Genomic DNA, 25,828 nt, shown 5'->3' on the forward strand with positions numbered 1-25,828 from the left:
CTCTGCCTGGCCGTTGACATGGGATTATTTAAGCGTTGAAATCGGAGCCAGGCGGTACCTCTGTACCCAAATCAATAGGAGTGCACGACATGACTGATGGCAAGCGGTACGGACTCGAACAACTTAAGAAGACAGGCGGGCGAGGGACGATCACCCTATCGATGTTGTCGGGCTACAACATGGGCAACCAAACTTTGAACGTAACCATGACGATGTCCACGTTCCGCGATGTGGCGCTTGTGGCTAACGAAGCAAGAATGATTTCTATGGGTGAAGGGCCGGAGCAGATTGCACAGCGCCAACTCATTCCGGATCATGCTAAGAAGCTGGCCATCTACATCCTTCGCGGCCTTCTTGCTAGCGTTAAGGCTCGCTGGACTCGAGACGGCAATCACATCCCTGACTGCCTACACGATATTCTCGCCGAGCTGGGTGAAGGCCCATATCAGGCACTTCAGCCGTTCACAGCGAACATTCGCAACATCCAAGATAACGGTCTTGAGTTTGAGGACACGCCTAGCGGTGTCGTCTTTCATCTCCACAAGCTTCAAAAGCTGTTCGTGGTAGATGGTCAACACAGGCTCCGTGCAGGAGAAATCGTTCATGACTGGCTTAACGGGCTCCTCACCAATGTGAAGTACCCGAAGAAGGGGCTTTGGATAGGCGAGAGCCAGGAGGTTACTGCCGAAGAATTGGAATTGTGGACTGCGGCGATGACTGAGTTTGGTCAGCATTTTACTGTGGATGTAACTGTACACCTGGGCCTGGACCCAGAGCAGGAGCGCCAGCTTTTCCACGACCTCAATGTGCTCGGAAAGAAACCGTCTGCTTCACAGTCGCTGGCGTTCGATGCTGCTAACCCGGTAAGCCGATACGTGAGCGAGCATCTAGCGCCTGAAGGTAAGGTCCACGGGCTACGGGTGGTGGACACCGGCCACAAGAAGTCGGGAGTCAAACTAGAGGAGCCCGCAATTTTTCGCGACGACCTCGTCAGCACCTGCGCGATTCTCTTTCGCGGTGCCTTTAACCAGTCTGGTATCACTCCACTCGACGTAATAGGGGCGGAGAAATATGCGAACCATTTCTGGAGCGCGCTGGCCAAGCAGCCAGAATGGGGAAAGAAGGCATGGGACAAAATTACACTTCTCTCCCAGGCTACAATGCTCAAAGCCATGGCCTTCTTAGTGCGGTCCTTTCACAACGGGGAGGAGGCGGCGCGTGACCAGACTGGCGCGCATGCCAAACGCGACGCAATCATTGAGGCAATTGCCAACCAAGAGGTGGACTTCGCCCATACGAACCCACTGTGGCGTGTTTACCTGATGAACCCTGAGCAACGCGAAAAGCTTTTTCCGGGGATCGAGGACTACATTACGCCCGATGCAGCTCGTAAGCCCTACGGTATCTGGGATGAAGATAGTAGCCGTCTTCAGCTGGGGTCAAACACACGAGACGTCACCAGGTACCTTGCTGACCTCGTCCGCTACCTGTTCCGGGATAAGGTCGGCCTGGAGCCCAGGCCTGGACTGTTGACCCTAAAGAAGAAACTTGCTGAGGCCGAGTCTGAAAAACTCATGGAAACTAAGATCGCTCATGCCACGGCCTAGCCCCTGGAAACTTAATAACGAGCCATGGAACCGGCTCCCAGCCTGAGCCAACTCAACGGCGCCCCTCTGTGGGCGCTCTTGCCGCTTTCAAACTCGCCTGGAAGGTTTTGCCGCTCCACCGAGTGCAACCTTCAGGTCAGGCCTATTATTCAACCGACAGAAATGTGGGGCTGTTGGGTAGTAGCTGTTGGCCGATTTCTGCATGTCACGACTGACAGCTATGGGTTGTGGATTCAACCAATCGATGCAACGCATGACCCTACAGTGCGCCATAGGAAGGCGGTTCGATAAAGGGACATTACAGCGTCACTGATAGTTAGAAAGCCAACCATTGAGTTGCTCAATAATCGTCTGAGTCACAATCTCTGGAGACGCCCCAGGCCCAACTGGCCAGGCAATTCTGCATGCCTTCACTCTGCCAACTTGGACGCTGGTTGCTGGAGGAAACTCGGGGCCGCTGACGAAACCAAAGAGCGCGCCAAGTTGACAATCAAAAGCAGTTGCGAACGCAACAATCTGATTGAAGTCGTTGCGATTCCACTCACGACCGAAGTATTTGTACTTGACGTCGGCGATGGCGAGTCGGTTTCCGAAAACAATATCAGGGTTCATTGATATCCCAGAATCGCCTAGCATTTGGCGGCGCTTTCTTACCCCGATGTTGGGTAGTCCCTCCGCAATAATTGAGCGCAGACCGTCTTCGATAACCTCCGGGGTTCGCATCAAGAATGAGGTTCCTTGCGTTTTCCCGTCCGAAAGCGAAAGCCCACAACCATCGAGGATGAGACGGGCTAAAGAAATTGGGTTGATGTAACTCTTTGAGAGCCGATCAGGCTTAAATCGTCGATCGGCGTGGAGGAGTGGGCCAATTCCATCCATACGATAGACCAGATGCCTAGCTCGTCTTCGCGTGTCGTCTGGTATGCCCTTAAGACAGGACACACGGACGCAGGCTGCTCGCACAGTGCGGTTCAGCGGAGTGTCGAAAGACAATTCGTCAAAAGTGCATACTGCGACAGGACGGCCTTTTAGGATTTCGGTAGCGGTTTCGAGCGGCAATAGGCTGCCGCGGACCTCCTCAAGTTCTTGAGTTGTCGTTCTATAGTCATTACGCAAGCCTAAACGGACTAATCGTTCGGCGGAGTCGACGAACCAGCTGCAGAGCATCCCGAGAAATTCGAATCCTGGCTCAACGGTTGCGATATCCGATGAGACACGCGGCGATAATTCAGAGCGGGAAGCAATGTAAACAAAATGCTCCCAAGGGATTTTGGGGAGTACACGGATTCTTAATCGACCGAGCTGTACTACGCCGATGACTTCGCGAAAGGTGACATCGTATGAGCCGGTGTAGCCGCGCCGAACGTCAATAACGCTACGATTCTCTCTGGGCTGGCTTTCTCCCCACCATGCTTGAGTTGAGGCGAGCTCACGCCCTATCGCAGATAGTAGCGATGCATCGTCTTCGGATATTTTTAAAGACGCTTGCTTTGACTCGACAAGTTCAAAGTCAGTTGCCATTGGCGGCGTACCAGAATTTTTCTACTCTAAATTCTTTGGCCAGTTCAGGTTGGTCGAAGAAAAACTCTTCAATCAGCGGGTAGACGCGACGGTTCCAGATTTGTCTCAGAGTCAGGGCATCCATCCGCTCGCGCATAAAGAAGGTGTGACCTATCGTATGGTGCCGATCGAGCTCGGTTTCTAGCATCTTGTTAAGGTGGATGAAGCCATCAACTAAGCCCGTGAGCGAGGGACGACCGCTCTCATAGTGCTTGCGCAAGATCTCTGGGTCTGGCCCGAGCTCGAATACTTCAAAACGTCGCCGCAATGCGACGTCGATCGAGCGAATGCTGCGGTCGGCGGTGTTCATTGTGGCGATGAACCGCAGATTTTCCGGCAGACTGAATTCTCCTGAGTATGGGAGGTGAACCGGATGCTGACGATACTCAAAAAGGAACATGAGCTCGCCGAGGACCTTGGGGAGATTTGCGCGGTTGGCTTCATCGATGACGATGACGTGATCTTGAGTATGGTCATTCAGCGCGCCAAGTTTCTCCATGTCTCGGACGCAGCTCAGAACGAGGCCCTTTGTGACTTCGAATGAGATGCTGCCTCCCCGCGACACGGGGCGTAGCCCTTCGATAAATGATTCGTAAGAGTAGCTGGGGTGGAATTGGACAAAGCGAATGTTCTGTTCATTACCGCGTGCGAGGTAATGGGCCAGTGCACGTGCAACCCAGGTTTTTCCGGTGCCCGGTGGGCCCGAGAGGATGACTTGCGGCAAGTCGCCGCATAGCGCGGCGAGCATTTCCTCGAGCACGTGGAGTTCTAGACCTGTCTGCGCAATCAGCCACTCCTTAGTTGGCTCCAGTTTAGGAGGAAGTAGTTCTATCGGCTCAGGACCGCTTGCAGTCGGCTCGGCGAGCTGGTCGTAAACGTATCCGAATGTGCTTTGATTGAGCAGGCTTTCAGGTGTGGAGAGCCCGTGTGCAATGTCAAAATTTGAAACGCTCTGGGGTGGATCGAGAATTTCCAGCTTGTCGATTCGGAACCAGGTTTTGAAGATAAACGATTGACCTTCCTCTCTTCGGGTTTTCCCCCGAAGCTCTTCACTCGTGAGTTCTGGCCAAGGGGACTCCATGCCTGTATTACCACGGCTAGTCCTGTATTCCGCAACACGTATACGCGCACCAATAGTACCGTTTCCGATATACGCATAGAGATTGAAAGGTGTTAGCAGTCTGGGCAGGGACTCAACTTTGATCGGAAAACTCCACCAAGACGCCAGCCCGCCATTCTGTGCAATTTCTGCCTGAATTGCCGGTGCATCCGCCCGAACATCTCGCCAAGTTCCGATGAGAGCTAGCGGACGTGGATCACGGATTGGGGGCGTGCTGGGAGCACGTTGAGCGACATAGTTATCGTAGGCTTGGAGAAGTACGTCGAGATCGGCTAGCAGCTCTGTCTCGCTAGGTATTGCATTACGAGAGTAATGCTTAGAGGCGATTGTCGAGGCTTCATAGAGCCTTCCTAGTCGGCCCTCTGTATGAAGATTGGTTCTGCCGGACAAATCGAAGCCCTGCTCGGCAAGATGCATGCATTGATGACGTACCTCGTCTGCACGTTGGCCCAAGACCGCTTCGGCATTAGCACCAAGCTCTTTCGTAGCCGCTGTGACACCCTGGGCAAGCTTTACATAGAGACCGTTCCCACCTTCTTCAAAGAGATAGACAATGTAAGTCCCGGCTTGTGTTGTATCTGTCTCGCGCCGGTCGAGGAGCGATACCCAGGGGATCGTAGCCCAGTTGCCCTTGCCATATGACGCGACGACGTTGATGTTCGGATAGCTCTTTACGTTGGGTGAATCTCGCAGGATTCGACGAGCATCGGTAAAGAGCTCCTTGATTTCGTGATTTCCTGCAAACCCAATGGTCTTACGTGCTTCGTCGTAACGCTCAAGGATTCTCTGGAAGACTGAATCGAGAGTTAACGGCCGAAGTTTAATAACATCGAATCCCAAGGCATCGAGATAGCCATTTGTCTCAGGGCCACCGGAGAACTCATTGACGGAGGTTCCCGTAGCTAACGAAATAATCTTCTTGGGAGGGTAGTGTTTCCCGTCGTGAACCAAAGCCCAGACCTGAGAGCCGTTGCTTTCCCAAGCTCGCCATTCGTCCGTAGGTAACAGAATGGTGTCGAACTCGCGAATCGCCTCGAGGATTCTCGCTCTGTCAACGCGTGGTATCGCCATACACTTTCTCCCTAAGCAATCCCCAATGCTTACCTTGATCGGCGCACTGCTGGGGCTGACGGTTGGTGGCCAGTAGACTGAAAAATCTGCTCAAGCTTATTACCAATTGCCAATTTAATGCCCCAGTATTATTTGATTACCGTCTTCCCAATTCGGATTGCACGCATAGCCCGAGTCGTTGGCTGAACGAAGCGTGCGAAATTGTGCCGTTTGACCACTCTTTTGCATTCGACTTGACCAGCGATTTTCATGTTATGTGACCATCGACTGTACGGGTTTGACCCGCTAGTATCGTAATCACGATCGGAAGAGAACGGCCAAAAGCTGACATCGGTATCTGTAGATTACGGGGCGATTTTACTCGTTCAGTCGCACCATCCACACAAGTTCCAGTGCCAATCTAAGGCATCTGGGCTTACTCGGTGAGCATTTTGTTTTGGGTGGCGAAGCGGGGAACCATCCAACTTTTCGTAATCGGTACCTTTCAGTTTTGGTGACACTCGTACGAACATCGTCTCGGATTCGATTGCGATCAGCCCTAGATCGAACAAAGTATGGATATCCGCCCGTAACAGCAGCCCATTGGTCACAACGTTGGTGTGGTCGCCCTTATAGGGGTGGACATGCGCGGCCTCGAGCACGGCGGGTAGATTGCAGCCTGTAATGGCACAGGCGCTACCATAGGTATCCATTAGAGCCTTGCGAAAAGCGGGTTGCCCTCTGCGACGGATGATGTCGGCGGTTACGCGTTTTCTGGCGTCAGCCACGTCTGTGGGATCAAAGATGGCTGCTTGTTCAGCAGTATCCTCGGCGACTGCTAACGCTTCTTCGACAGGATTCGAAACCCGTCGAATAGAGACGCCAAGTCTGCTCCCCGATGATGCGTCGGAGTAAATTTCCCAAATGCCATGCTGAGCAGGATCGTAAGTCTCAAAGATGCCCTTGCCGACCTTGAACAGCCTGTCGTAGCGGTTGCCCTGATCAGTCCTTCGAGGCTTTTCATTTTGCGAGTAGCCAGTCCGGCCGGGGGAATTGACAGCCATCATGTAGAGGTCTGCCAGGTTCTTGGTGTTGTAATCCGGATCGCGAGTGAGAATCCAATCTGCGACCTGCTTTCGGCTGGCGGTGCCTCCAAGTTGAGTTACAGCAGCAAGGGCTTTCTCCCAGGTGCGACTGTCTTCGAGGTTGCCTACGCCGCCTGAGTACACTCGGTAGGTTGCAGCTGGTGCCTGAGACAGGAGTAGACGGGCAAGGATTTGAGAGTTCTTGATAAGGCGCCCACCAGTTCCCATTGGGGCACAGGTAAATCCTTCTTTCGTCATAGCCTTGAAGGTCAGATTATTTTGCGCCAAGTTCTTAATGTGGACCCTCATATCCAAGGTTTTGGTCTTACAGCCTTCAATGAGTTCCTGCACTGCTGGCGCAGGAATACCGTCAACGTTTCCGAACCATACCGCATTGGAGAAGTGAACAAGGTTAGGCCAGAGCTTTGGTGTCGCGCTTCCATGACCCTGGCTCTCGATGACCTCCGAAAGCCAACGCGGCTCAACCTTCTTAGAAACTCGCTCAACAATCCCAGCACCAATAAAGCCACTGACTTTGGGTTTCGGCCTATACTTATCGACGAAATTCCAGTTTGGGGGACCTGCTTGGAAAATCAGAACATCCCCCTTCTGAAGCCCGGACCACATGCCTTCCTTGCTATCGTCAAACCCCCAAAAGCCCGTCGCCAAGGTGGTTAGCCAATGCTCAATGGGGCCGTTAGCTTTGACTGCCTCACCGCGGGAAACAGCAGCAACAACGTGCGAAATAACATCCATATCTAAATTACTCAAAGTTCACTGTATTTCTTGGCGCTCCCGCGAGCTTTTTCGACCGGGTATTTTTCCGCATTGATACGGAGCTTCCGATCTACCGCCTTCTGCAGATCAAGAGAAAGAATATCCGCGAGACGCAATAGATACAGGGTGACGTCGGCCATTTCCTCTTCAACCTTGCACATACGCGCTAAATCGCCCTTGATAGAGATGGCTTGGGAGTCGGTCAGCCACTGGAATATTTCAAGTAACTCCGATGCTTCTACAGCTAAAGCAGAAGCAAGATTCTTCGGTGTATGAAACTGCTCCCAATCTCGCTCTTGTGCAAAGACACGCAGTTGCTGCTGTATCTGCTCGACGTTCATCGATTCCCTCGACTAGCTATTGCAATAGGCTTCTATCGTCTCAGAAGCTCTGGCTCCTGGCCAGATATGAACGGCGCAGATCTCATTGAAAACCAAGGTTGAATCGGCACCGCCTTGGTAGATGTTTCGGTGGAACCCACACCGGCTCATCGCACGGCTGAGGTCGAGAGCACCAAGATCATGATCGACCGGGTCAAGGTGCAGTTCGACATCAAGTCGGAACGCCTTATTGGCGACACCGCTTACGGCACCGCGCCGATGCTGGCCTGGATGGTGGAGGAAAAGGACATCGAGCCGTATGTGCCGGTGTGGGACAAAACCGAGCGCAAGAACGACGGTTTTTTTGAGCAACGATTTCCACCTGGATTGAAGAGGTTGAAGAATACGGCTGCCCGGCCGGCAAGGTATTGCGCAGTGAATGGCGAGCCTTCAAGAACGAGTGTTCGCACGTTACCAAAGCCAACACCACCATCTTCCGATCCAGGCAGACCGATTGCGTAGCGTGTCCGATGAAAGCCCAGTTGCCCGAACACAGCGTTCCGCAAGACTGCTCGCAGCTTCCATGAATCCGCTCGTGATGTGGCTCGGCGCATTGCAGCAACGCCGGCGCATCAGCGCTCTCGCCACGAACGTAAGAAGGTCGAAATGTTGTTCGCCCACCTCAAATGGATCTTGAAACTGGATCGCTTGCGTTTACGTGGCATGAGTGGCGCGACCGATGAGTTCACGCTGGCGGCCGCGGTGCTGAACCTGCGACGGCTGGCCAAACTGACATCTCAAGGACCACCAGTCACGGGATAGGTGCGCCTGCACTAAGCCAAAAACCTCTCACTAGCCAATAACAACGCAGCAAAGGTCAACGAAGGGCCGAGAAACCACTCAATGTGGTGAGTTGGTTCTTCGATGGCGGTCGTGCCTGAGTTCAGATGATCTGAAAATCCGAATTTTTCAAAAGGATCGGCCAATAGCGGCCCTTTGCGAAGGATTTTTTCCGATCCGCGCTTGAAATAGTTTGCGGTCATCCTGAGATGACTTCTTTTGGCGGATTACTGCCTGTCGCGATGGGCAGCAACCGACACATCGCTGACGTTGGCAGCAGGCCGAAATCAGCCATATCCGGGGAGTCATGGCAGTCATGGCCTTCATGTAACCGCTGACAATAACCCTCCCTGGGCTCCGAAGCTCTCACTGCGATACACTCGTCTCTACTGACCAGTGGAAGGCATTTATGAGCATTTTGATCGACACCCAGCTACGCGCCAAAGTCAGCAAAACCCCTTCAGAACTGATCGATATTACAGCTTCTAGTGTCACTCCAACCATCCGTGGTTGCTCGATTGAATTGCATATAGGTCCAATTTATCGTCCAGGGATTAAAGCCGGTAAGGAGGGTTCAGCTACCAATCCCCATCGTCTTCCTGTTTCCCTGGCGCAAGGTGACACAGCAGTCATCGAGACTGTTGAATCCTTCAAGCTGGATAATCTCCATGCGGGCTTTGTTTTTCCCTCAAGCCGTGTTTCGATTCAAGGTTTGTTGATGACAAACCCGGGACATGTTGATCCAGGCTACAGCGGCCGACTACATGTAACAGTTATAAATATGGGGCAGGAACCGTTTTCCCTTCAGCCAGGACAATCGTTTTTGCGTGCATTCATACACAAACTGGATGCTCCAGCCGTTACTCAACCTCCGACAAGCACTCCAGTGCTTCAAGAACTGCTTAATAAGCTGTCCCCAGACTTTCTCAATGTGAAGTCTCGTGCTGAGGAGGCGGCAAAAAAGCATATTGATCGGGCGGTGCTACGCACTCAATGGTTACAGTTTGTATTCCCAGTCATTGCTACTATTGTTGCTGCTGGGCTTGGAGCAGCAGCAACCTACTTTTCTACCTCAAATCGTTTGGAAGAACGGACTAAAACATTTGAGGAGCGGATTAAATCATTGGAGACCTCCACAACCTCGGAGCGGATTAAAGCACTGGAGCTAAGCTACCCACTTCAAGAGCGGTTGATCGGCATCGAGAGTAAGCTCAAAGAAAAATCACCACCAAAACAAGTGCCACCACATCAGATCAAATCGGCCCCGCAGGCTAAAGCTGCGTCCGATAATCATCGAGCTGCTAACTAATTATGAAAGTCTATCTGATTTCTAGAAGTACGCTTGAGGACGGCATGTCTAAATTCTTAAAGGATCGAGATCTTTCTTGGGCACACGATGATGATGTCTGTGATCCCGAATTGGTTGTCGAGGCTGCAGGAAGAGTTTGTTACATGTCATTCGGGGATAAACAGTATCGAAAAACTACTCAGGAGTATATATCAAACATTTTGCATCAAGGTCATGACAGTGTGCTTGAACATGCGAGCTTTACGATACTTGTGGATGGCTTGACACGCGCACTTTCTCATCAGTTAGTACGACACCGAATTGGCTTTGCGTATAGTCAATTGTCACAGCAGTACCATGATGAATCAGATGCTGAGTTTGCTCAGCCTCACGGGCTGGACGAAAATCCTGAATTAAAGGCACAATGGCTACAATGGTGTGCAGCAACTCGTGCAATGCATGATAGTTTACGGTCTGCAAATTTAAAGGTTTCTGAGTTAGCGCATCTAAACGCCAAAGAACAGCAACGGCACTCTCGATCAATGGCCCGATCAGTTCTGCCTAATGCGACCTGTACAACAATTATGATTACTGGTAATGCAAGAGCCTGGCGACACCTACTAAGTGTTCGGGGTGACATTGCAGGAGATATTGAAATGCGAGAATATTGTATTTCCATCTATCAGCTATTACTTAGCTCCTCTCCGCGACTGTTTTCCGGATTCGAAATACTCGAGGACAGACTGGGTAGATATGTGAGTTCAACTTCTCAATGAAACTTTCTATTGCAGAGCGCGATTGGTTAGCCTCGGCGGTGGCGACAGCGCAACAAAAAGGGAAACGACGAAATACCTCTTGGGTGCTCATCACAGGTGCGCCAGGAAGTGGAAAAACTACAATAGCAGCTCGTATGGCCGATGCTGGTTGGCGCACAATTGAGGATCCGGGGCGCGCGGAATTTGAACATCAACTTCGAAAAGGGGTCCCGCCATCCATAGTGCGTCGTGATTATCGTCGATTCCAACATTTGGTTTTAAGGCGCGTACTTAGCATTGTCGACGTCATTCCCGACAATGAGCAAGTGCTTTTCGATTATGGGATTGCTGAATCATTAGCTTTCATGAAAGTTGCTGGGATACCCTGGGATGATGTGATTGTTCAGGCGGCTGCTCGCCTGCACTTTAGGCAGGTTTTTCTGCTTGACGTTGTCCCGCTCCCATTAGATGCGGACGATATAATTCGCGCTGAATCGGTACACTCTAGAAACTTGTTGTATGATCTTTTTCAGGAGCTTTACCAAGTGCTTGGACATAATTCCATCCGAGTCCCATTAATGGGCGTGGAAGAACGCTTTGAGTTCATTGGTAGTCTCATTGAATGCCCGTAGAACCCCATGCCTTTAAGTTAGGTCAGTTGCTTGCTAGTAGTATTGGTAAGTTTATAATCTGCTGCCATTTATCTTTTGATTGCCTTCTTGGATATTCGCCCTAAATGGCCACTGGTTTCACAGTCATTTCCGAATTAACTATTTTGGCCGATTTCTGCCGGTACTGACCGGCAGCCTTAGGGTCGAATGCGGTTCCCGTCGACAGTCCGCAATCGACCGATTCTGTTGAAAAAGTCGGCCATGGTTTCCGCAGCAGAAAAATATGCGTCTGAGATTGAAATCTTTACTTTCGGCAGAGGCTTCCGAACTCAGATTTCACGCAGTAGCGCGCAAAAAAAGGCGTTTTCACCAGTCAATGACTAGGTCGTTTGGGCGAACTGACTTTTTCCACAGAATCGACCTACAGCTGGCGCTCAGGATTTCAAACTCTCAAACCCCAGTCACAAATTCGCAAACCACTGGCGACAAATCGGCACGCTTGGAGAGGGGCATAACTGCCACGCAAAAAAACGAATCAAGCAGCGTCATGTGCCACCCAGATCAAAGGTCATGGACTGTCCTGAAATGAAAAGGCGCTGTCGTCAAATGAAAGGTGGGCAGCCCCACCGTCTATAAACTCCTTCTCACTATCCGCTCGGCAAGCCTTATTTGTTGGTTCGCAATGACGGGACGTATTAGCTAGTGTGCTTTTAGACAGAGAATGATTTTTTGCCCAGCCAAGAAAACACTTCCCAGTTCAGCAAGCCTGCGGCACGCAGCGGTTTCAATTAGCAATAAATTGCATAGATTTACAAGGTTTTTGCTGCCTTCGCTTGATGAAAGCATCGCTGAATGGAGGGGGCGCTCTGGGATTATCGTGAGCGCGTTGAGCGAGACTTATCGCGACTGTCTGATTAGATGCGTTGAGTGAAAATGAGTATTTCTTCTTCGTAAAAGCCTGACTAGCGTTTGCCGCGCCTCGTCGATCCGCATTGGATCACCACTCCTATGCCTCGATACCAATCGCTGACCTGTCTGGCTGCGCCTCACCGAGACCTCGCGCACCTATCTGCGCTGCTCATTTGCCGTTAAAGTGCGGCAAGCTCAGAAGTTTTTTCAAGGATGCTGTTCGGATGGCTTCACCGACTCAACCCAAAAGCTTGATTTTTGACTTGGAAGTCGTCCCCGGCAAAGCCAATCAACCAGACCGCATCTTTATGGTTGGCGCGATGCGTCCCGACACGGAAGAGGAGCTCGAGCGTAAGGTCGACAAGGACCTGCCCGCTGCCCTCGAGGCCCTAGATTGCTTAGGGCAGGGCGCCAGCTTCGTACTCGGCCATAACGTCATCGACCATGACTTGCCGATACTCCAAGAGCAAGCCGCGCACCTGGTCTTACACCAGCTGCCGGTGATCGACACTCTGCGCCTATCGCCGTTGGCTTTTCCGCAGAACCCGTATCACCGCTTGGTCAAAGACTACAAACTCATTCGCGACAGCCTCAACTCACCGCTGTCCGATTGCCGCTCCACCCTGACCCTGTTCAACGACCAGCGCCAGGCATTCGCAGATCTGAACATTAAGCACCCGGCCGAACTGCTCTGCTACCAAGCGCTGCTCGCCCCAACGCCGAAGAGCGACCTTGGGTCGCTCTTCGCCTCGATCACTGGCCAGGAGCCAAGACCCCTCACAGAATTGCGCAGTCTGATTCCCGAGCTGCTTAGGGAAACCGACCCGACCCTGACTCGTACTTACAAGGTCTGCAGCACCCGTCTGAACCAGTTGCTGTATACCGACCTCATGGACGGGACCCTGCATTGGCCCTTAGCTTATGCGCTGGCCTGGCTGCGCGTCTCGGGCGGCAACTCGGTTCTGGCGCCCTGGGTGCGCCACCAATTTCCCGTGGTCGGTCGGCTAATCGCCGAGCTACGCGACGTACCCTGCGGAGAAAGCCTCTGCGGCTACTGCAGCACTACTCATGACCCCCGCCACGAGCTCAGGCGCTACTTCACCCCAATTCAGGATTTTCGGACTGAGCCGGACGGGCGCCCCCTACAGCATGACGTGGTGCTGGCCGGTATGCAGGGCAAGCACGTGCTCGCGATTCTCGCGACAGGGGGCGGCAAATCCCTGTGCTACCAACTGCCGGCCCTGAACCGCTTTCACCGGAACGGCAGCCTGACAGTCATCATCTCGCCGTTGCAGTCACTGATGAAGGATCAGGTCGACGGCCTTCTTGCTCGCAACGTCCAATGCGCTGCGACCTTGAACGGCCTGTTGACCATGCCTGAACGGGCCGAGGCGCTGGAGAAGATCCAGTTGGGGGATGTAGGCATTCTGCTAGTCTCGCCCGAGCAGTTTCGCAATAAGGCCTTTCGCCGCGCGATCAGCCAACGCCAGGTCGGCGCCTGGATCTTCGACGAAGCGCATTGCTTGTCCAAATGGGGCGCAGATTTTCGCCCGGATTACCTCTATGTCTCGCGTTTCATCAAGCAGTTCACTGGTGACGGTCAGCTCGCTGCGATCGGCTGCTTTACGGCTACTGCCAAGCCTGACGTGCTTGAGGACATCGAGCAGCACTTCGAAGAGCAACTTGGCATCACCTTTAAGCGCTTCATCGGTACTCACGAGCGTACCAATCTGCACTTCGAAGTCCTGCCCTGTGCCCGTTCAGAGAAGCGCCACCACACTCAGGCGTTGATTGCGGAAGAACTAGGCTCTAACGAGGGTGGGGCGGTGATCTTCGTGTCTAGCCGTAAAGGCGCTGAAGATCTCTCGGATTTTTTGATCGGCCACGGTTGGGCCTGCAAGCATTTTCACGCGGGGCTGGAGCCACACGAGAAGAAGGACATACAGGACGCCTTCAAGGCTGGGGAACTCAAGATCATCGTGGCCACCAATGCCTTTGGCATGGGCGTAGACAAATCCGATATTCGCCTGGTGGTACATGCTGATATTCCGGGATCGCTGGAGAACTACCTGCAGGAAGCTGGGCGCGCTGGGCGCGATCAAGGGCAGGCTCGATGCGTGCTCCTGTATGACGCTCAGGATATCGAGAACCAGTTCGGGATGTGCGAAGGGTCGAAACTGACCCTTCGTGATATTCAGCAGATCCTACGCAAACTGCGCAAGGAGAGCGACCGACGCAAGGGCGGCAGGCTCGTCATCACTGCCGGCGAAGTATTGATGGATGAGCAGGTCGAGACCAGCTTTGAGGCCGGGGAACGCGATGCTGAAACCAAAGTCGTCACGGCCGTGTCCTGGCTTGAGCGCGGGCAGTTTTTAAAGCGGGAGGAGAATCAAACCCAGATCTTTCCGGCAAGCCTGAAGCTGACTAAGGAGGAAGCCGACAAGCGACTGATCACTGCCAAACTGCCGGCAAGACGGCTGGAAGAATTCAAGGCCATTCTGAGTTACCTGTACGAGGCGAGTGCTGATGAGCGCATCAACACCGACTCCCTGATGGCACTGACCAGCCTCACGTCCGAAGAGGTCACTGCGACACTACGTCAGATGGAGGACTTGGGCCTTTTAGTCAACGACTCCAAGCTCACTTTGTACGTCCGGCATGGCGTCGTTTTCCCTTCGACCCAACGTCTGCAAACCACCTTAAAGCTCGAGTCTGCCTTGTTCGACCTGCTGCAGGAATTGGCGCCGGAGGCCGAGAGTGGAGAATGGCAGGATCTTAACGTGCCACTGTTGACCTCGGCGCTCAAAACAGCCACCGGCAACAAAGATCTGATACCGCTACACGTCCTGCGACTGCTGCGCAGTCTGGCCCAGGATCACGACAGCGAAAGTCAACTGCGTAGCAGCTTCGAACTGCGTCAGATCAGTCAGGATTTTCTCAAGCTGCGTATCCGCGGCGGGTACAGCTGGAGCGGTATTCAAGGGTTGGGTGAGCGCCGACGTGCTTTGGCTGCCGTGGTTCTCCCATTTCTGATTGGCAAATTGCCGCCGGGCTCACGTAACAAGGATCTATTGGTCGACACCACGTTCGGGGAGCTCATGAGCCTCATTGATCAGGATCTTGAGCTGCGCTCCAGAATCCCGGAGTCGCAGCGCCGCAAGGCCATTGAGCACGTACTGCTGTACCTGCACAAGCAAGACGTGCTTACGCTTAACCACGGCATGACAGTCATGCGTCGCGCTATGACGATCGAAGTCAACGCGGAAAAACGTACCGGATACCTCAAGGATGACTACCAGCGCCTTGATGAACATTACCGAGAAAAACGTATTCAGGTTCACGTTATGCGCGAGTATGCCGAGGTTGGGCTCGGCTCGATGCGAGAGGCCCGTGACCTGGTTCAGCACTATTTCACGCTAGCCAAACAGGAATTCATTCGCCGCTACTTCGTAGGTCGCGAGGAGGTGCTTAAGCTTGCCACGAGTGAAGAGTCCTGGCGTAGTATCGTCGAGAGACTCAGCGCTGCCCAGCGGATTATCGTGTCCGACGACGATGACGTGAACCGCCTGATTCTGGCTGGTCCCGGTTCCGGCAAGACCCGCGTGATCGTGCACCGTATCGCTTATCTGTTACGAGTTCGGCGCGTGCCGGCGCGCTGCATCGTGGCTCTGACTTTCAACCGTCACGCGGCCAACGAGATCAAGCAGCGCCTGCTCAAATTGGTGGGCCCCGATGCCTTTGGGGTCAACGTGATGACTTATCACCGCATGGCGATGCGCCTGACTGGTACCCGCTTCGAGCGAGGTGAAACGGTCGAGGAAGGGCGCCTGGCCCAAGTGATGGGAGACGCTGTTGAGTTGCTCGAGGGCAAGCGTCAGGTAGAAGGCGAGGACGATCTACGCGAGCAACTGATGCGAGGCTACCGCTACATCCTCGTCGATGAATACCAGGACATCGACGACCTGCAGTATCGACTCGTGAGTGCATTGGCCGGGCGCAAGTCCGAAGAGGAAGGACGTTTGTGCATTTTGGCGGTAGGTGACGATGACCAGAACATCTACGCCTGGCGTGATACCAATAATCGATACATAGAGCGCTTTCGCGAGGATTACTCGGCCACAAAGAACTATCTGGTCGACAATTACCGCTCCAGCGGCTGCATCATCGATGCGGCCAACAGCGTCATTGGCCGCAACCCCGATCGGCTCAAAAAGGATCACCCGATTCAGATCGACACTGTTCGCCGCACACGGCCGAATGGCGGCGATTGGGAGACCCTGGACCTCGAGCGGGCAGGACGCGTGGTTCGCCTGAGGATAGAGTCTGAGGGCGACACGATGGCGAACCTGCAGGCCCAAGCTGCGATGACTGAGCTGCAGCGTTTGCTCAGTTTGGACACCGAGGATTGGCAGGGCTGCGCGGTGTTGGCCCGTACTCACAAGTACCTGCTGCCCCTTCAGGCCTGGTGTGAAGCTCATGGCGTTCCGTATTGCCTTGCTGCCGACAAGGAAGGTGTATTGCCTTTGACCGCTCAGCGCGGCTTCGTGCAGGCTGTTGAAATGCTACGCGGGATTACCGAGCCGCTGAGTGCTTCCGAGGCATGGGCATGCATGAGCGAAAGGCACGTCGCGCCGGATTGGCACGGCATATTGGCCACCGCCTTTGAACAGCTCGCAGCAGAGTTCGGACAATGCCCTCTGAGCGCCCAGACGCTGGTCGATTGGCTCTACGACTATTTCCGGGAGCTACGCCAGCAACCCAGGAATGGACTTTACCTAGGCACTATCCATTCTGCCAAAGGATTGGAGTTCCGCCACGTTGTAGTGCTTGATGGCGGCTGGTCCACTCAGCCGGAAACTCTTTGCGATGAACGCCGACTTTACTACGTGGGCATGACCCGCGCCGAGCAAACCCTGACCATGTGTGAATTCGCTGGGGGCAATCCCTTCAGCCGCCAACTTACCGAGGAGGTCATGGGACGCACCTTCCAAGGTGAATTCCTCGCAGAGCTGGAGAAGCGCTACCTACAGCTCTCTTTGAAGGATATTGATCTCGATTATGCTGGGCGCAAGAACCCTACGGCATCAATACATAAGACATTGGCGGCGCTTGAGCCTGGCGACACGCTTGCGTTCAAAGCTCATGAAGGGAGATATCTGATTCAGGATGCGGACGGTCAGGTTGTAGGCCGTACAGCAAAGTCATTCAATCTGGACCTTGAGATTGAGGATTGTGAAGTGGCAGCTGTTTTAGTGCGGCATTCTGATCGGTGTGAAGAGGCCTTCCGAGCCCATCATCGTTCGCAAGAGTGGGAGTTAATCGTGCCGAGAATTGCTGGCCGGGTCCTGAAGAGCAGTGCAAAAGCCTGAAGCTACCTGAGAAAAGGAAGGAACTCATGGCGTAGCTCCCCAAGATTCGCGGTCTTGCTGTAGTTCAGACTGCTATCGATGAGTTCGTCCAGCTTGGCTGCACAAAGTTTTTTGGAGCGCTATGGTTTTGAGATCCGTAATGGTGTAGGACATCGATGCTCAGCTACGTCAAACTGACTGTCTGAATATTTGAATAGGCATTTGTAAGCCTCACGGATTAATAGTCTTTTGCTGATCAACGCTTGCTTCTTTGCTGGACATGGAAATACTCGATTCTTTGAGCGGGACCTCACCTACCGACAGTGCACGCTCGATCAGTAACTCGCAGCCTTTGTCTTTCAGCAGCGCCTGTAGCCGATGAAACTCGCTACACCAAATGGTTTCAACATCGCGATCTCGGGTTTTGTCACGGTCGCTGCTGAGGGCGACTGCGCGAACTTGCAGGCGGCCGTTGTCGGCCTTGCCACCAACTTCCACGCCGTAACCGGGAGTGGCAGCCTTGCGCAGCACGACCTTGCCAGTTTCTGCCCAGGCAGTAGCCATGCCTTCCCGCACCTCATAGCCGAGGCTGGCCAGGCCGCCGAGCACGGCTTCGCGGCGGGCGAGGGCGGCCCGGGTCTGAAAATTAGCCGCGATAAGGCCTTCACACTGCTCGATTAGCCCGGCCATCATTGCGAGGTCGGTGGCGATGGTGCAGGTAGCGATCTTACTAAGTATCGAGGCGTGTTCGGCACTTGCCTGTGTTTCGATTTCGCAGGCCAGGTCCTGAAGCTGTTCGAAGCACTCGCGTTTGCTCTGGAAATCGCGTGTGGACGTGGCCAAGTCGAGTACAAGGCTGTCCAGCAGCAGGTTACGCCGCTGCGCTTGAGTTTCCTCTCCGGCTCTTTCCAGTGCCTGGAGAAATGGTGCGGCGCTATCGGCGCCTTGCAGTAGTTGCAGTTCGACGATATGCCGGTCGATGCGTTGCAGGCGTACATCCCGCGATGCCTCTGGCTGTCGGGCCACCATCCAGTCGGCCAGGGAGAGTTTGGGTTCCTCGACCTTGAGTTGCTGCGCCAAGGCACGTTGGGCTTCGCTCAGCATTTCTTTCTGGCTGGCCTTAGCTAATTGGGCGAAACCCTCGGCCAGCAGACGCTCGCCGTCATCCTGGCTGGCGCCTTTGGCTAATCGCGAGAGCGAATGCAGCAACCCTTGATCGACGCTTTCTGGATTGACTTGCAGGGCATTGAGTAAAGCCGCGGCGTTTTCCTGGAGGCGTCGTTCGCGTTGGCGTCGCTCGGTTGCGCGAATGATCGCGCGCTCTTCGCGATCCTCCAGGTCACGGCGCAGATGCTCGATCTCAACCGGCACGGCTTTCTGCAGTTCGGCGAAGCGTTCCTGCGCGAGCAAGGCGCGCAGGCGATTGCGTCGGGCAAAGGTGGCGACGCACTCCTGTTCGCTTAGCTCGCCGACCTTGCAGGCTTGCGCCTGCCAGCGTGCCACTACGTGCTCCAGGCGCTGCAGGTGGCCTTCGCAGATGGCGATGATTTCTTCCCGGGTGACAATGCGAACGACCTTCGGACCGCTCATTGGCAGGTTTCCATATCGGCTGTGGTGGGCGTCTGTTGCGACGGGAGCGTGGCCTGCATGGCCTGTTCGATGGCTTCACGCAGGCGTGCGCGTTCGCTTTCGCCGTTGTGATACCAGGCCTGTGACGAGACCCGGTGGATATGAGGGATGGCCCGGTGTAGCACAGACGGGCGCCAGATCTCCCGGGCGCGCGCGCGCTCGAGCAGCACGTGACATGGGGCATCACATTCGATGCCGATGGCGTACAGGCCTGTGCTTGCGTTCTCGATGGCGAAGTCGAGACCGAAGGCATCTCCCTCGTTAGCGGGCGCGGCCTGCCAGCCCAGGGACTGGATGAACTCGCCGACCAGTCTGACGAAACCATCACGCCGCTGACCTTTTTCGCGTTGCTGGCTGTTGCGGTCCGTCTGCAGTCGCTCGAGCAGTTTGCCACTGCTACCAAATTCGCCCGAGGAGAGGGCGCGGGCGTACTCCAGGTAGCCTTGCAGGTAATCACGCGGGCTTTTGGGCGCACGATGCGTGTTGAGCATGTCGGAGATATCGGCGATCGGCATTGAGCTGATCATCACAACCTTGCGTCGTGCACGGGTTACTGCCACATTCAAACGGCGCTCACCGCCAGTCTGCCCTAGCACGCCGAAGCTGCGGCGGAAGGTTCCCTGGCTGTTGCGGCCGAAGGTGGAGGAGAAGACGATGACGTCACGTTCATCGCCTTGCACGTTTTCTACGTTCTTGACGAACACCGACATGTCCTCGCCGTCCTCGCTTCGCTCGCGTTCCTCCGTGTAGGCAGCACGGAACAACTCGTCCTGCTCGGCACGCTGCTCAAGGTGCTCCTCGATCAGTTCGGCCTGCTTGCGGTTGAAAGTGACCACGCCGACCGAGGGCCGCTGGTCATAGGGTTGCTGCCAGAGTTCGTTGAGGTATTCGACGACCCGTTCGGCTTCCTCGCCATTGCTCTGGTTCTGGTACAGGCCACCAACCTGGATAAGCTCCAGCGGCTTGATACGCAGAATGTTCGCCTGCGGATGACGGACCGGGACGTTAAGACGATTGCCGTAGAACGCGGCGTTTGAGAAACCGATCAGCTCGCGGTAGGCCGAGCGGTAGTGGATCTGCAACGTGGTGTTGGGCAGGGCATTGCGCGCCAATTGCAGCAGGTCGGGGCAGTCTTTGATCTCGCGACGGTTCCAGGTGTCTTCAAAAGCTTCGCGTTGTTCCTCGTCAGCGTCTGCTTCGGGCTCGTCGCCGTCGAATAATTCGGCTTCATCGCTTTCGATGCGGCTGGAGAAGAATGCGGTCGGCGGCATTTGCTTCTCGTCGCCGCTGACCACTGTGACCTGGCCGCGAAACAGGGTCGGCAAGGCGAACTCCACGGGCATCTGCGAGGCTTCGTCGTAGATCACGGTATCGAACAGGCCGGCCCTCAGGGGCAGCACGCGGCTGGCCACGTCCGGGTTCATCAGCCACACCGGGCGCAAGCTCATTAGACCGAGGTTGCTGCCCAGTTCGATGAATTCCCGCAGGCGCCGCGAGCGCTTACCGGTCAGACGGGTGACATCCTCCCACTGCTTGCGATTACCCAGGCGAGCGAGGTCGATGCCGTTCGCTAGCAGTTCGCGGTTGAGCACACGCATCTGCGCATCGGCTTGTGCGAGGCTGGCGACCTTGGCCCGAGCCTCGTCCTGGCTGAACAGCAGTTCGGGGTGGGCCTGCTCGACGCGATGTTTCCAGCCCAGTCGCGCTTCGCGATTAAGCAAGCACCTCACGGCGGTTTCGAGTTGCTCGGGTGCGATACCGTCCAGTTGCTCCTGGCGCTGGCGCAGCAGTGCGAGCAACTCCAGCTCCGGCACGGCCAACTGGCTGGCGCGGCCGCGAAATGACTGATAGTCGGCGAGGAAGGGCTGCGCCTCATGCAGGCGATCAAGTATCAATTGATTGTTAAGGTTGTGCGCGATGGAGTGTTGCAGTTGTTGCACCAGCTCATCGCCCAGCCAATCGCCGAGTACCTTGAGCTGGTCGAGGCTGGACTGGCGAACGCCGTGGCGCATCAGCGAGGCGTCCAGATTGTTGAGCAGCGCCTCGAGGTGTTGCTTGTCCCCGGCCAAGACGGCCTCGTCGGCCTCCTGGGGGCGCGGTGATTGTGCTATGGCATGGGCCAGAGCCTGGATCTCCAGCAGGTGGCGGATGTCGCGCTTCACTGTGCTGATAAGTTCTAGACAGGCTTGCTGACTTACTGCTTCTAGCTCTAATACCTGATGCAGTGCTGCCAGCTCGGCGCGCAGAGGACGCCACTGGGTTTCCAGGCAGATGGCGGCGTGCAGGATCGGCAGAACTTCACCGGCTAGGCTTTGTCCCTGCTCTTGAAGGAAGTTGCGCAGACGCTTGCGTCGGAGTAGATGCAACGGGTTGATGTTCGCAAGCCAGGAACGGGTGGCCATGACCTTCGCGCAGTCGTGCTCCAGATGCCTAAGCGCTTTGCTCTCAACCAGGCTGAGTGTTGGCGACAGTGTGGCTGCGTAGTGGTCCTGGTCCAGTTGCCCGAGCTGCTGATCGAGTTGGCGCAGTTCATCAAGAATCGACTCACCTCGTGGCGTCTGGCCGGCTTCGCGGCTGCGGAACAATGGCAACCAGCGCGCCAAGCGTAGGCGTTGTTCTTCCTTCAAGCTGAGGAGAGTAGCGACATGGGTCGCTATCCAACTGCGGTACGGCGTCGGATCATCGATTTCGAAGCTGGCGGAATGCGCCTGCAGCGTAGCCTGACGGTTGGTCTCGGCCTGGGTGAAGCTGTGCAGGTTGTCGGTGAAGGCCTGTAAGGTCGGGCGGTCGGCGGCGAATGGCTGCAACTGCGCCAATGGGCTGCCTTCGAAGCGAGCTGGCAGCCACAGACGTATCAGAGGGGCGCAGTTTTCTTCTAGGCGGGTCAGGCTGGCGAGGTCCAGGGGTGACAAGCGTTGACGCAATGCCGGGAACTCGATCGGCGCCGCGCCGGACTCCAATTCAATCAGTTCGCCGAGCAGTTGGCGATAACTGAGGCCGGTATTTTCATCGAGGCGATGCAGGCTCTGGTGGAAGCGGTCAAGTTCGCCCTCCAGGGCTTCGATACGGGCTGCAACCTGCTCGCGTTGACGCTGCCAGCCTTGCGCCCGACTGCCGTCGGTAAACAATTTTTCCAGCTGTTCGCGGATACTACGGATAACCGGTTCGCGGTCGCGGTTGACGTCATTGAGCATGACGATTCGCTGCCCCAGACCTTCGGCCACCAGGCGTTTGTACACCACTTCCAGTGCCGCATGCTTCTGGCAGACCACGAGCAAACTGCGCTGGCGGCCGATGGCGTCGGCGACCATATTGACGATGGTCTGGCTCTTGCCGGTGCCTGGCGGTCCCTCGACCAGAAGCCCCGGGCTCTGTCGTGCTTGGATCACCGCTGCTTCCTGCGAAGGGTCGCTGGCCACAGTGAAGAACCGCTGCAGTTCGTTTGGCGATGCCTCGGACGCTGCCGCGTCGGCGGTTTTGAGGCGCAAAGCAGTCTCCAGGCCGGTGCCGGCAGGAGACAGGTTCTTCAGCTGGCGCAAGTCTTCGCCGATGGCTTGTCCCATAAACGTCACATGAAACAGCACCGCGGCGCAGTTCAGTTCATCTTGATAAGGAGCAACTTCCACAGTGCTGGTCGGCAAGCTGCCGAGCGTCCGGGAGCGGATGGTGGTGAGCATACCGAAGGCATCCATTACATCCGCGGCGCGGATCGACGAGCGGCCTAGAAGTTCATCGGCGGTCTTGCGCCAGCGCTTAAAGGTTTCGGTGCCAAGCACGCTTTCTAAGGCGGGATTGAGCCGGACTTCTTCACGCTCACTGTCGAAGGCCAGGGCGGCATGGCCACGGCTACCCAGCTCAAGCAGCAGTTTCACCGGCCACAGCAGCAACGGGATTATCCGCGTGCGCGTGGTGCCACGTGCATCGCGGTTGAGCAGGAACGGGAAGCCTAGGTACAGGCCATCGATACCGGTGTCGCGCTTGTACAGCGCGCTCTGTCGGTACAGGGCGTGCAGGCGCAATTCCAGTTGGCCGTTGAGCTGGAAGCTTTCCGGGTCGAGGTTTACTGCGTTGGCATTGCGTTGCAGTAAGTGGTCGAGCAAGGCCGTGGCCGGACTGCGTTCACTGTTCAGTTCGTTGATATCGACGCGTGCGGTGGTCTTGCCAATGCTCATGCGCACTAGGGGGCCGCGCATCACGGCTGTTACTACCTTTTTCTCGAAGAAGTCGAGGATTTGCGAGATATATTGCTGCTTCTGTGGTTCCAGCCACTGGTTTGATGGGATGGCCAGCAGCACCAAAGTCTGAGCCAAGGGCATGCGCCGTTCCAGGCGGAACTGCTCGGCCCATTCGTCCACAGCCGGTAGGCCGCAGCGAGCAAAGCCGCGGATGCGCTCATCGACACTGCGGTACAGTTCCGTACGCGAATTCAGCAACAGTTCGGCTGCCGACTCGGCGTCGAACCAGCCAACATTGGCAGTCGTGGCCAGCTCAGCGGCCTCCTCGACGATTGAGGTTGCCGAACGGAATTGGCTGATCGCGGCACCAAGCAACACGATCAGATCCTCTTCAGCGATCACTCGGCGTTCCGACAAAGACATTAGTCCTGGGTGATCGGTGTCTGGAAGCAGCCGCTGACGTTCCTGCCACTGTGTCGCCAGCTTGGCGCGCGATGTCGACAACAGGTAAATCCGCAACGGCTCCTCGACCAGTTCGATGTGTTGATGTAGGGCTCGCTGACGGACGCTCTCCGCGCGGGTCTTCAGGCGCGACAGCCAATGCTCAGTCTGTAGTTGCTCGAGCAGGTCTGGGACCGAACCGCTGATCAGACGATAACCTTCCAGGGGGTGCTCTAGCAGCCATCCCGGGGTGACAATGTCACCGCAATGGATCAAGGGGATTTCCGGGTTGAGCGCCTTCAGTGCCAGCATGAGGCGGAAGTTGTCTTCGATGCCTTCGTGCTGGACGATCTGTCGCAAGCCCGCGACCAGGGAGGGCGGTAGGCCGACCTGCTCCGCCCAAGTCACGATCACTCCGCGTAGCAGATGGTCTAGGGCCTGTTGCCAGTTATCAGGCTGTGCTGCCGCCAGGGCGAATACACCGGGTTTGTGGTAAGACCGCGGACCCAACTGCAGTGTGGCGCCTTCGCCGCCGTCACTCTGTTGGACGGAGGAGGCCGGTGCCTCGACCGCAATGCCGTTGAGCCAGTCCTCAACTTGCCGCCATTGCCAGCGCTGGTGGCGGTCTCGTGCCAGCAGACCACGCAGCAGCAGATTCAGTTGTGGGTCGAGGTCGTCGGGGATCGGCACGCCGTTGGCCAGCACGTGGATAAGAAAGGCATTGGCATTTATGCCATTGAAGCAGGCACCCTCGGTCAGTTGCTCGAGCAGGATCATGCCCATGCTCCACCAATCCGATGCCGCCGCAACACCTCCAGCGATGGCCTCGGGCGCCATGTAGCGGCTGGTTTCTAGTGGCGACACAATATCTAAGTCGAACTCCGAAAGGCGTGCTGAACCGAAGCCGCTGATCACCAGATCTAAAGGGTCGCGGGAGCGTACCAGCAGACTGGCAGGGCGCAGGTCACGGTGGCGCAGACCTGCCTCGTTGAAAGCATGAAGTGCCTGTCCCAGTTCACTGACGACGTAGCGAACGCTTTCGCTATCGCGAATCACGTTGCCAAGGTCTAACAGAGTACCGCCGTTGAGTTCTTCGATGACCTCGAAGGCGCGGTCATCCCAGCGACCAGTGGAGATGATCTCGGGGACATGTCCGCGCGGCAGACGGCGGATCACGTCGTAGATCGCCGGATCCGGTTCGGCACCCTGTCGATATAGGGTTAGCACTGCTTGCTGCACGGTTTCGTCGTGTATGGCGAGGTATCGTTCATGTACGCCATCGGTATTGCTGATCTGTCGGATCAGGCGCCAACCATCAATTAAAGTTTCAGTGGTGGCCCCTGGCTCGCCGATTTCTGACTCAGAGACGGAGGTCGCCACAGCTTGCGCAAGTGCCCCACCACATTCGAGGCACATCAGGTCGCCATCGTCCATCTGGTGACCATTTTCGCAAACTAAAGTAAGGATGTTGTCCTGTGCCGGGCTAACATCGGCGATGCTTTCCTGGGTGACGATAGCCTGGGGGCGCCATCCATCAGGGTGGATGAGCTCACCGGCGAGGTCCCATCCGCAAGACTGGTCCCGGATAGACCCCTCGCAAAACATCTCATGGAGAGCGCGCTCAGTTTTGCAATTGGGGCAGAAACGTATCATGGGGTGTACTCCACTCAGCGGCGTCGAGGTGCGTGTTCGCTGATCTGTAAATGGTGGCCCTGGTCCTCCAGTAGGTCGCGTAAACGCAACAGGTCACCGCGCTGGGGAATTCCGGCCATCCACACGCTGCCCGTTTCGTCGAACATCAAGTCGAGCGCCTTGTCGGCGGGCTCGAGTGGGCGATCGTAGTCGCCCAGGCGCGTCCGGCCTATTGGGGTGAGGAGACTAACGCGTTGGTTGTCGCTGCCACGCAGGGCCATGGTTTGGCTGAGTGTTTCGTCATAGGGGTCACTGATCAAAGCGTCGATCAGGCCGTTAGCCTTGCGCAGTTTTTCGTCGAGCTTTTCGAGGGGGTAGCCGCTGTAGACCAAGATATCAGCCTGGCTAAGACGACGCAGGCCTTGGAGCAGGTGGAGCAGGGCGTCGAACTGGTCGAATGGTTCGCCGCCGGAAATCGTTATGCCCTCTGCCTCATGCAGCCAGGGTGTAATCTGTTCAAGCAGTTTCGCCGTCGACAAACGGAGATGTCCTGACCCCCAGGTGTCGGCAGAAATACAGCCAGGGCAGCGGATGCTGCAGCCTTGGAACCAAATGCCTAAGCGTCGGCCGGGGCCGAGGGTGGTAACCGGAAAGTGCACGCGCGACAGGCTCAGGTCCATG

Annotated in this window: 13 protein-coding genes and 1 pseudogene; 6 read left to right on the forward strand and 8 right to left on the reverse strand. The window is 55.6% G+C overall.

The window, feature by feature from the left end:
* Positions 1-89: 89 nt before the first annotated feature.
* Positions 90-1,607 (forward strand): DNA sulfur modification protein DndB, encoded by a 1,518-nt coding sequence (locus tag ACWGZX_RS24720; RefSeq protein WP_452625822.1) that lies wholly within the window; start codon positions 90-92, stop codon positions 1,605-1,607.
* Positions 1,608-1,913: 306 nt separating this feature from the next.
* On the opposite strand, the gene ACWGZX_RS24725 is transcribed toward ACWGZX_RS24720, so the two are convergent.
* The 4 genes from ACWGZX_RS24725 to ACWGZX_RS24740 form a co-directional block, all read right to left on the reverse strand.
* Positions 1,914-3,128 carry an McrC family protein gene (locus ACWGZX_RS24725; RefSeq protein ID WP_452625823.1) on the reverse strand — a complete coding sequence of 405 codons (1,215 nt, stop codon included), beginning with the start codon at positions 3,126-3,128 and terminating at the stop codon, positions 1,914-1,916.
* Positions 3,118-5,358 carry an MrcB family domain-containing protein gene (locus ACWGZX_RS24730; RefSeq protein ID WP_452625824.1) on the reverse strand — a complete coding sequence of 747 codons (2,241 nt, stop codon included), beginning with the start codon at positions 5,356-5,358 and terminating at the stop codon, positions 3,118-3,120. Before ACWGZX_RS24730 ends, ACWGZX_RS24725 begins: the two co-directional genes overlap by 11 nt.
* Positions 5,359-5,723: 365 nt before the next feature.
* Entirely contained in the window at positions 5,724-7,193 is a 1,470-nt protein-coding gene (locus ACWGZX_RS24735) for an HNH endonuclease (RefSeq protein ID WP_452625825.1), read from the reverse strand.
* On the reverse strand, positions 7,190-7,540 hold the full coding sequence (locus ACWGZX_RS24740; RefSeq protein WP_452625826.1) for a nucleotide pyrophosphohydrolase: 351 nt from the start codon (positions 7,538-7,540) through the stop codon (positions 7,190-7,192). Before ACWGZX_RS24740 ends, ACWGZX_RS24735 begins: the two co-directional genes overlap by 4 nt.
* Positions 7,541-7,657: 117 nt before the next feature.
* On the opposite strand from ACWGZX_RS24740, the pseudogene ACWGZX_RS24745 reads away from it, so the two are divergent.
* Positions 7,658-8,341: pseudogene (locus tag ACWGZX_RS24745) on the forward strand (transposase); the annotation flags it as partial.
* Positions 8,342-8,352: 11 nt separating this feature from the next.
* Here ACWGZX_RS24745 and ACWGZX_RS24750 read toward each other — a convergent pair.
* Positions 8,353-8,562, reverse strand: coding sequence for a hypothetical protein (locus ACWGZX_RS24750; RefSeq protein ID WP_452625827.1), 210 nt, complete (start codon positions 8,560-8,562; stop codon positions 8,353-8,355).
* Between the two features lie 206 nt (positions 8,563-8,768).
* Here ACWGZX_RS24750 and ACWGZX_RS24755 point away from each other — a divergent pair, with 206 nt between their 5' ends.
* The 4 genes from ACWGZX_RS24755 (at position 8,769) to ACWGZX_RS24770 (ending at position 17,291) form a co-directional block, all read left to right on the forward strand.
* Positions 8,769-9,668: a dCTP deaminase domain-containing protein gene (locus ACWGZX_RS24755; RefSeq protein WP_452625828.1), complete on the forward strand. Its 900-nt coding sequence runs from the start codon at positions 8,769-8,771 to the stop codon at positions 9,666-9,668.
* Between the two features lie 44 nt (positions 9,669-9,712).
* Positions 9,713-10,423, forward strand: coding sequence for an FAD-dependent thymidylate synthase (thyX, locus tag ACWGZX_RS24760; RefSeq protein WP_452625829.1), 711 nt, complete (start codon positions 9,713-9,715; stop codon positions 10,421-10,423).
* Positions 10,420-11,034: an AAA family ATPase gene (locus tag ACWGZX_RS24765; protein ID WP_452625830.1), complete on the forward strand. Its 615-nt coding sequence runs from the start codon at positions 10,420-10,422 to the stop codon at positions 11,032-11,034. The genes thyX and ACWGZX_RS24765 overlap by 4 nt, the downstream gene beginning before the upstream one ends.
* Positions 11,035-12,146: 1,112 nt before the next feature.
* Positions 12,147-17,291, forward strand: a complete 5,145-nt coding sequence (locus tag ACWGZX_RS24770; protein WP_452625831.1) for a RecQ family ATP-dependent DNA helicase — start codon at positions 12,147-12,149, stop codon at positions 17,289-17,291.
* Between the two features lie 210 nt (positions 17,292-17,501).
* On the opposite strand, the gene ACWGZX_RS24775 is transcribed toward ACWGZX_RS24770, so the two are convergent.
* Genes ACWGZX_RS24775 through ACWGZX_RS24785 form a run of 3 tightly spaced genes read right to left on the reverse strand, consistent with a single transcriptional unit; the run spans position 17,502 to position 25,827 of the window.
* Positions 17,502-18,860: a hypothetical protein gene (locus ACWGZX_RS24775; protein WP_452625832.1), complete on the reverse strand. Its 1,359-nt coding sequence runs from the start codon at positions 18,858-18,860 to the stop codon at positions 17,502-17,504.
* Positions 18,857-25,168: an AAA domain-containing protein gene (locus tag ACWGZX_RS24780; protein ID WP_452625833.1), complete on the reverse strand. Its 6,312-nt coding sequence runs from the start codon at positions 25,166-25,168 to the stop codon at positions 18,857-18,859. The genes ACWGZX_RS24775 and ACWGZX_RS24780 overlap by 4 nt, the downstream gene beginning before the upstream one ends.
* A gap of 14 nt (positions 25,169-25,182) precedes the next feature.
* Complete coding sequence (locus ACWGZX_RS24785) at positions 25,183-25,827, reverse strand: 4Fe-4S single cluster domain-containing protein (protein WP_452625834.1); 645 nt, start codon at positions 25,825-25,827, stop codon at positions 25,183-25,185.
* Position 25,828 lies beyond the last annotated feature (1 nt).

Source organism: Pseudomonas sp. CLCA07, from assembly GCF_053615335.1.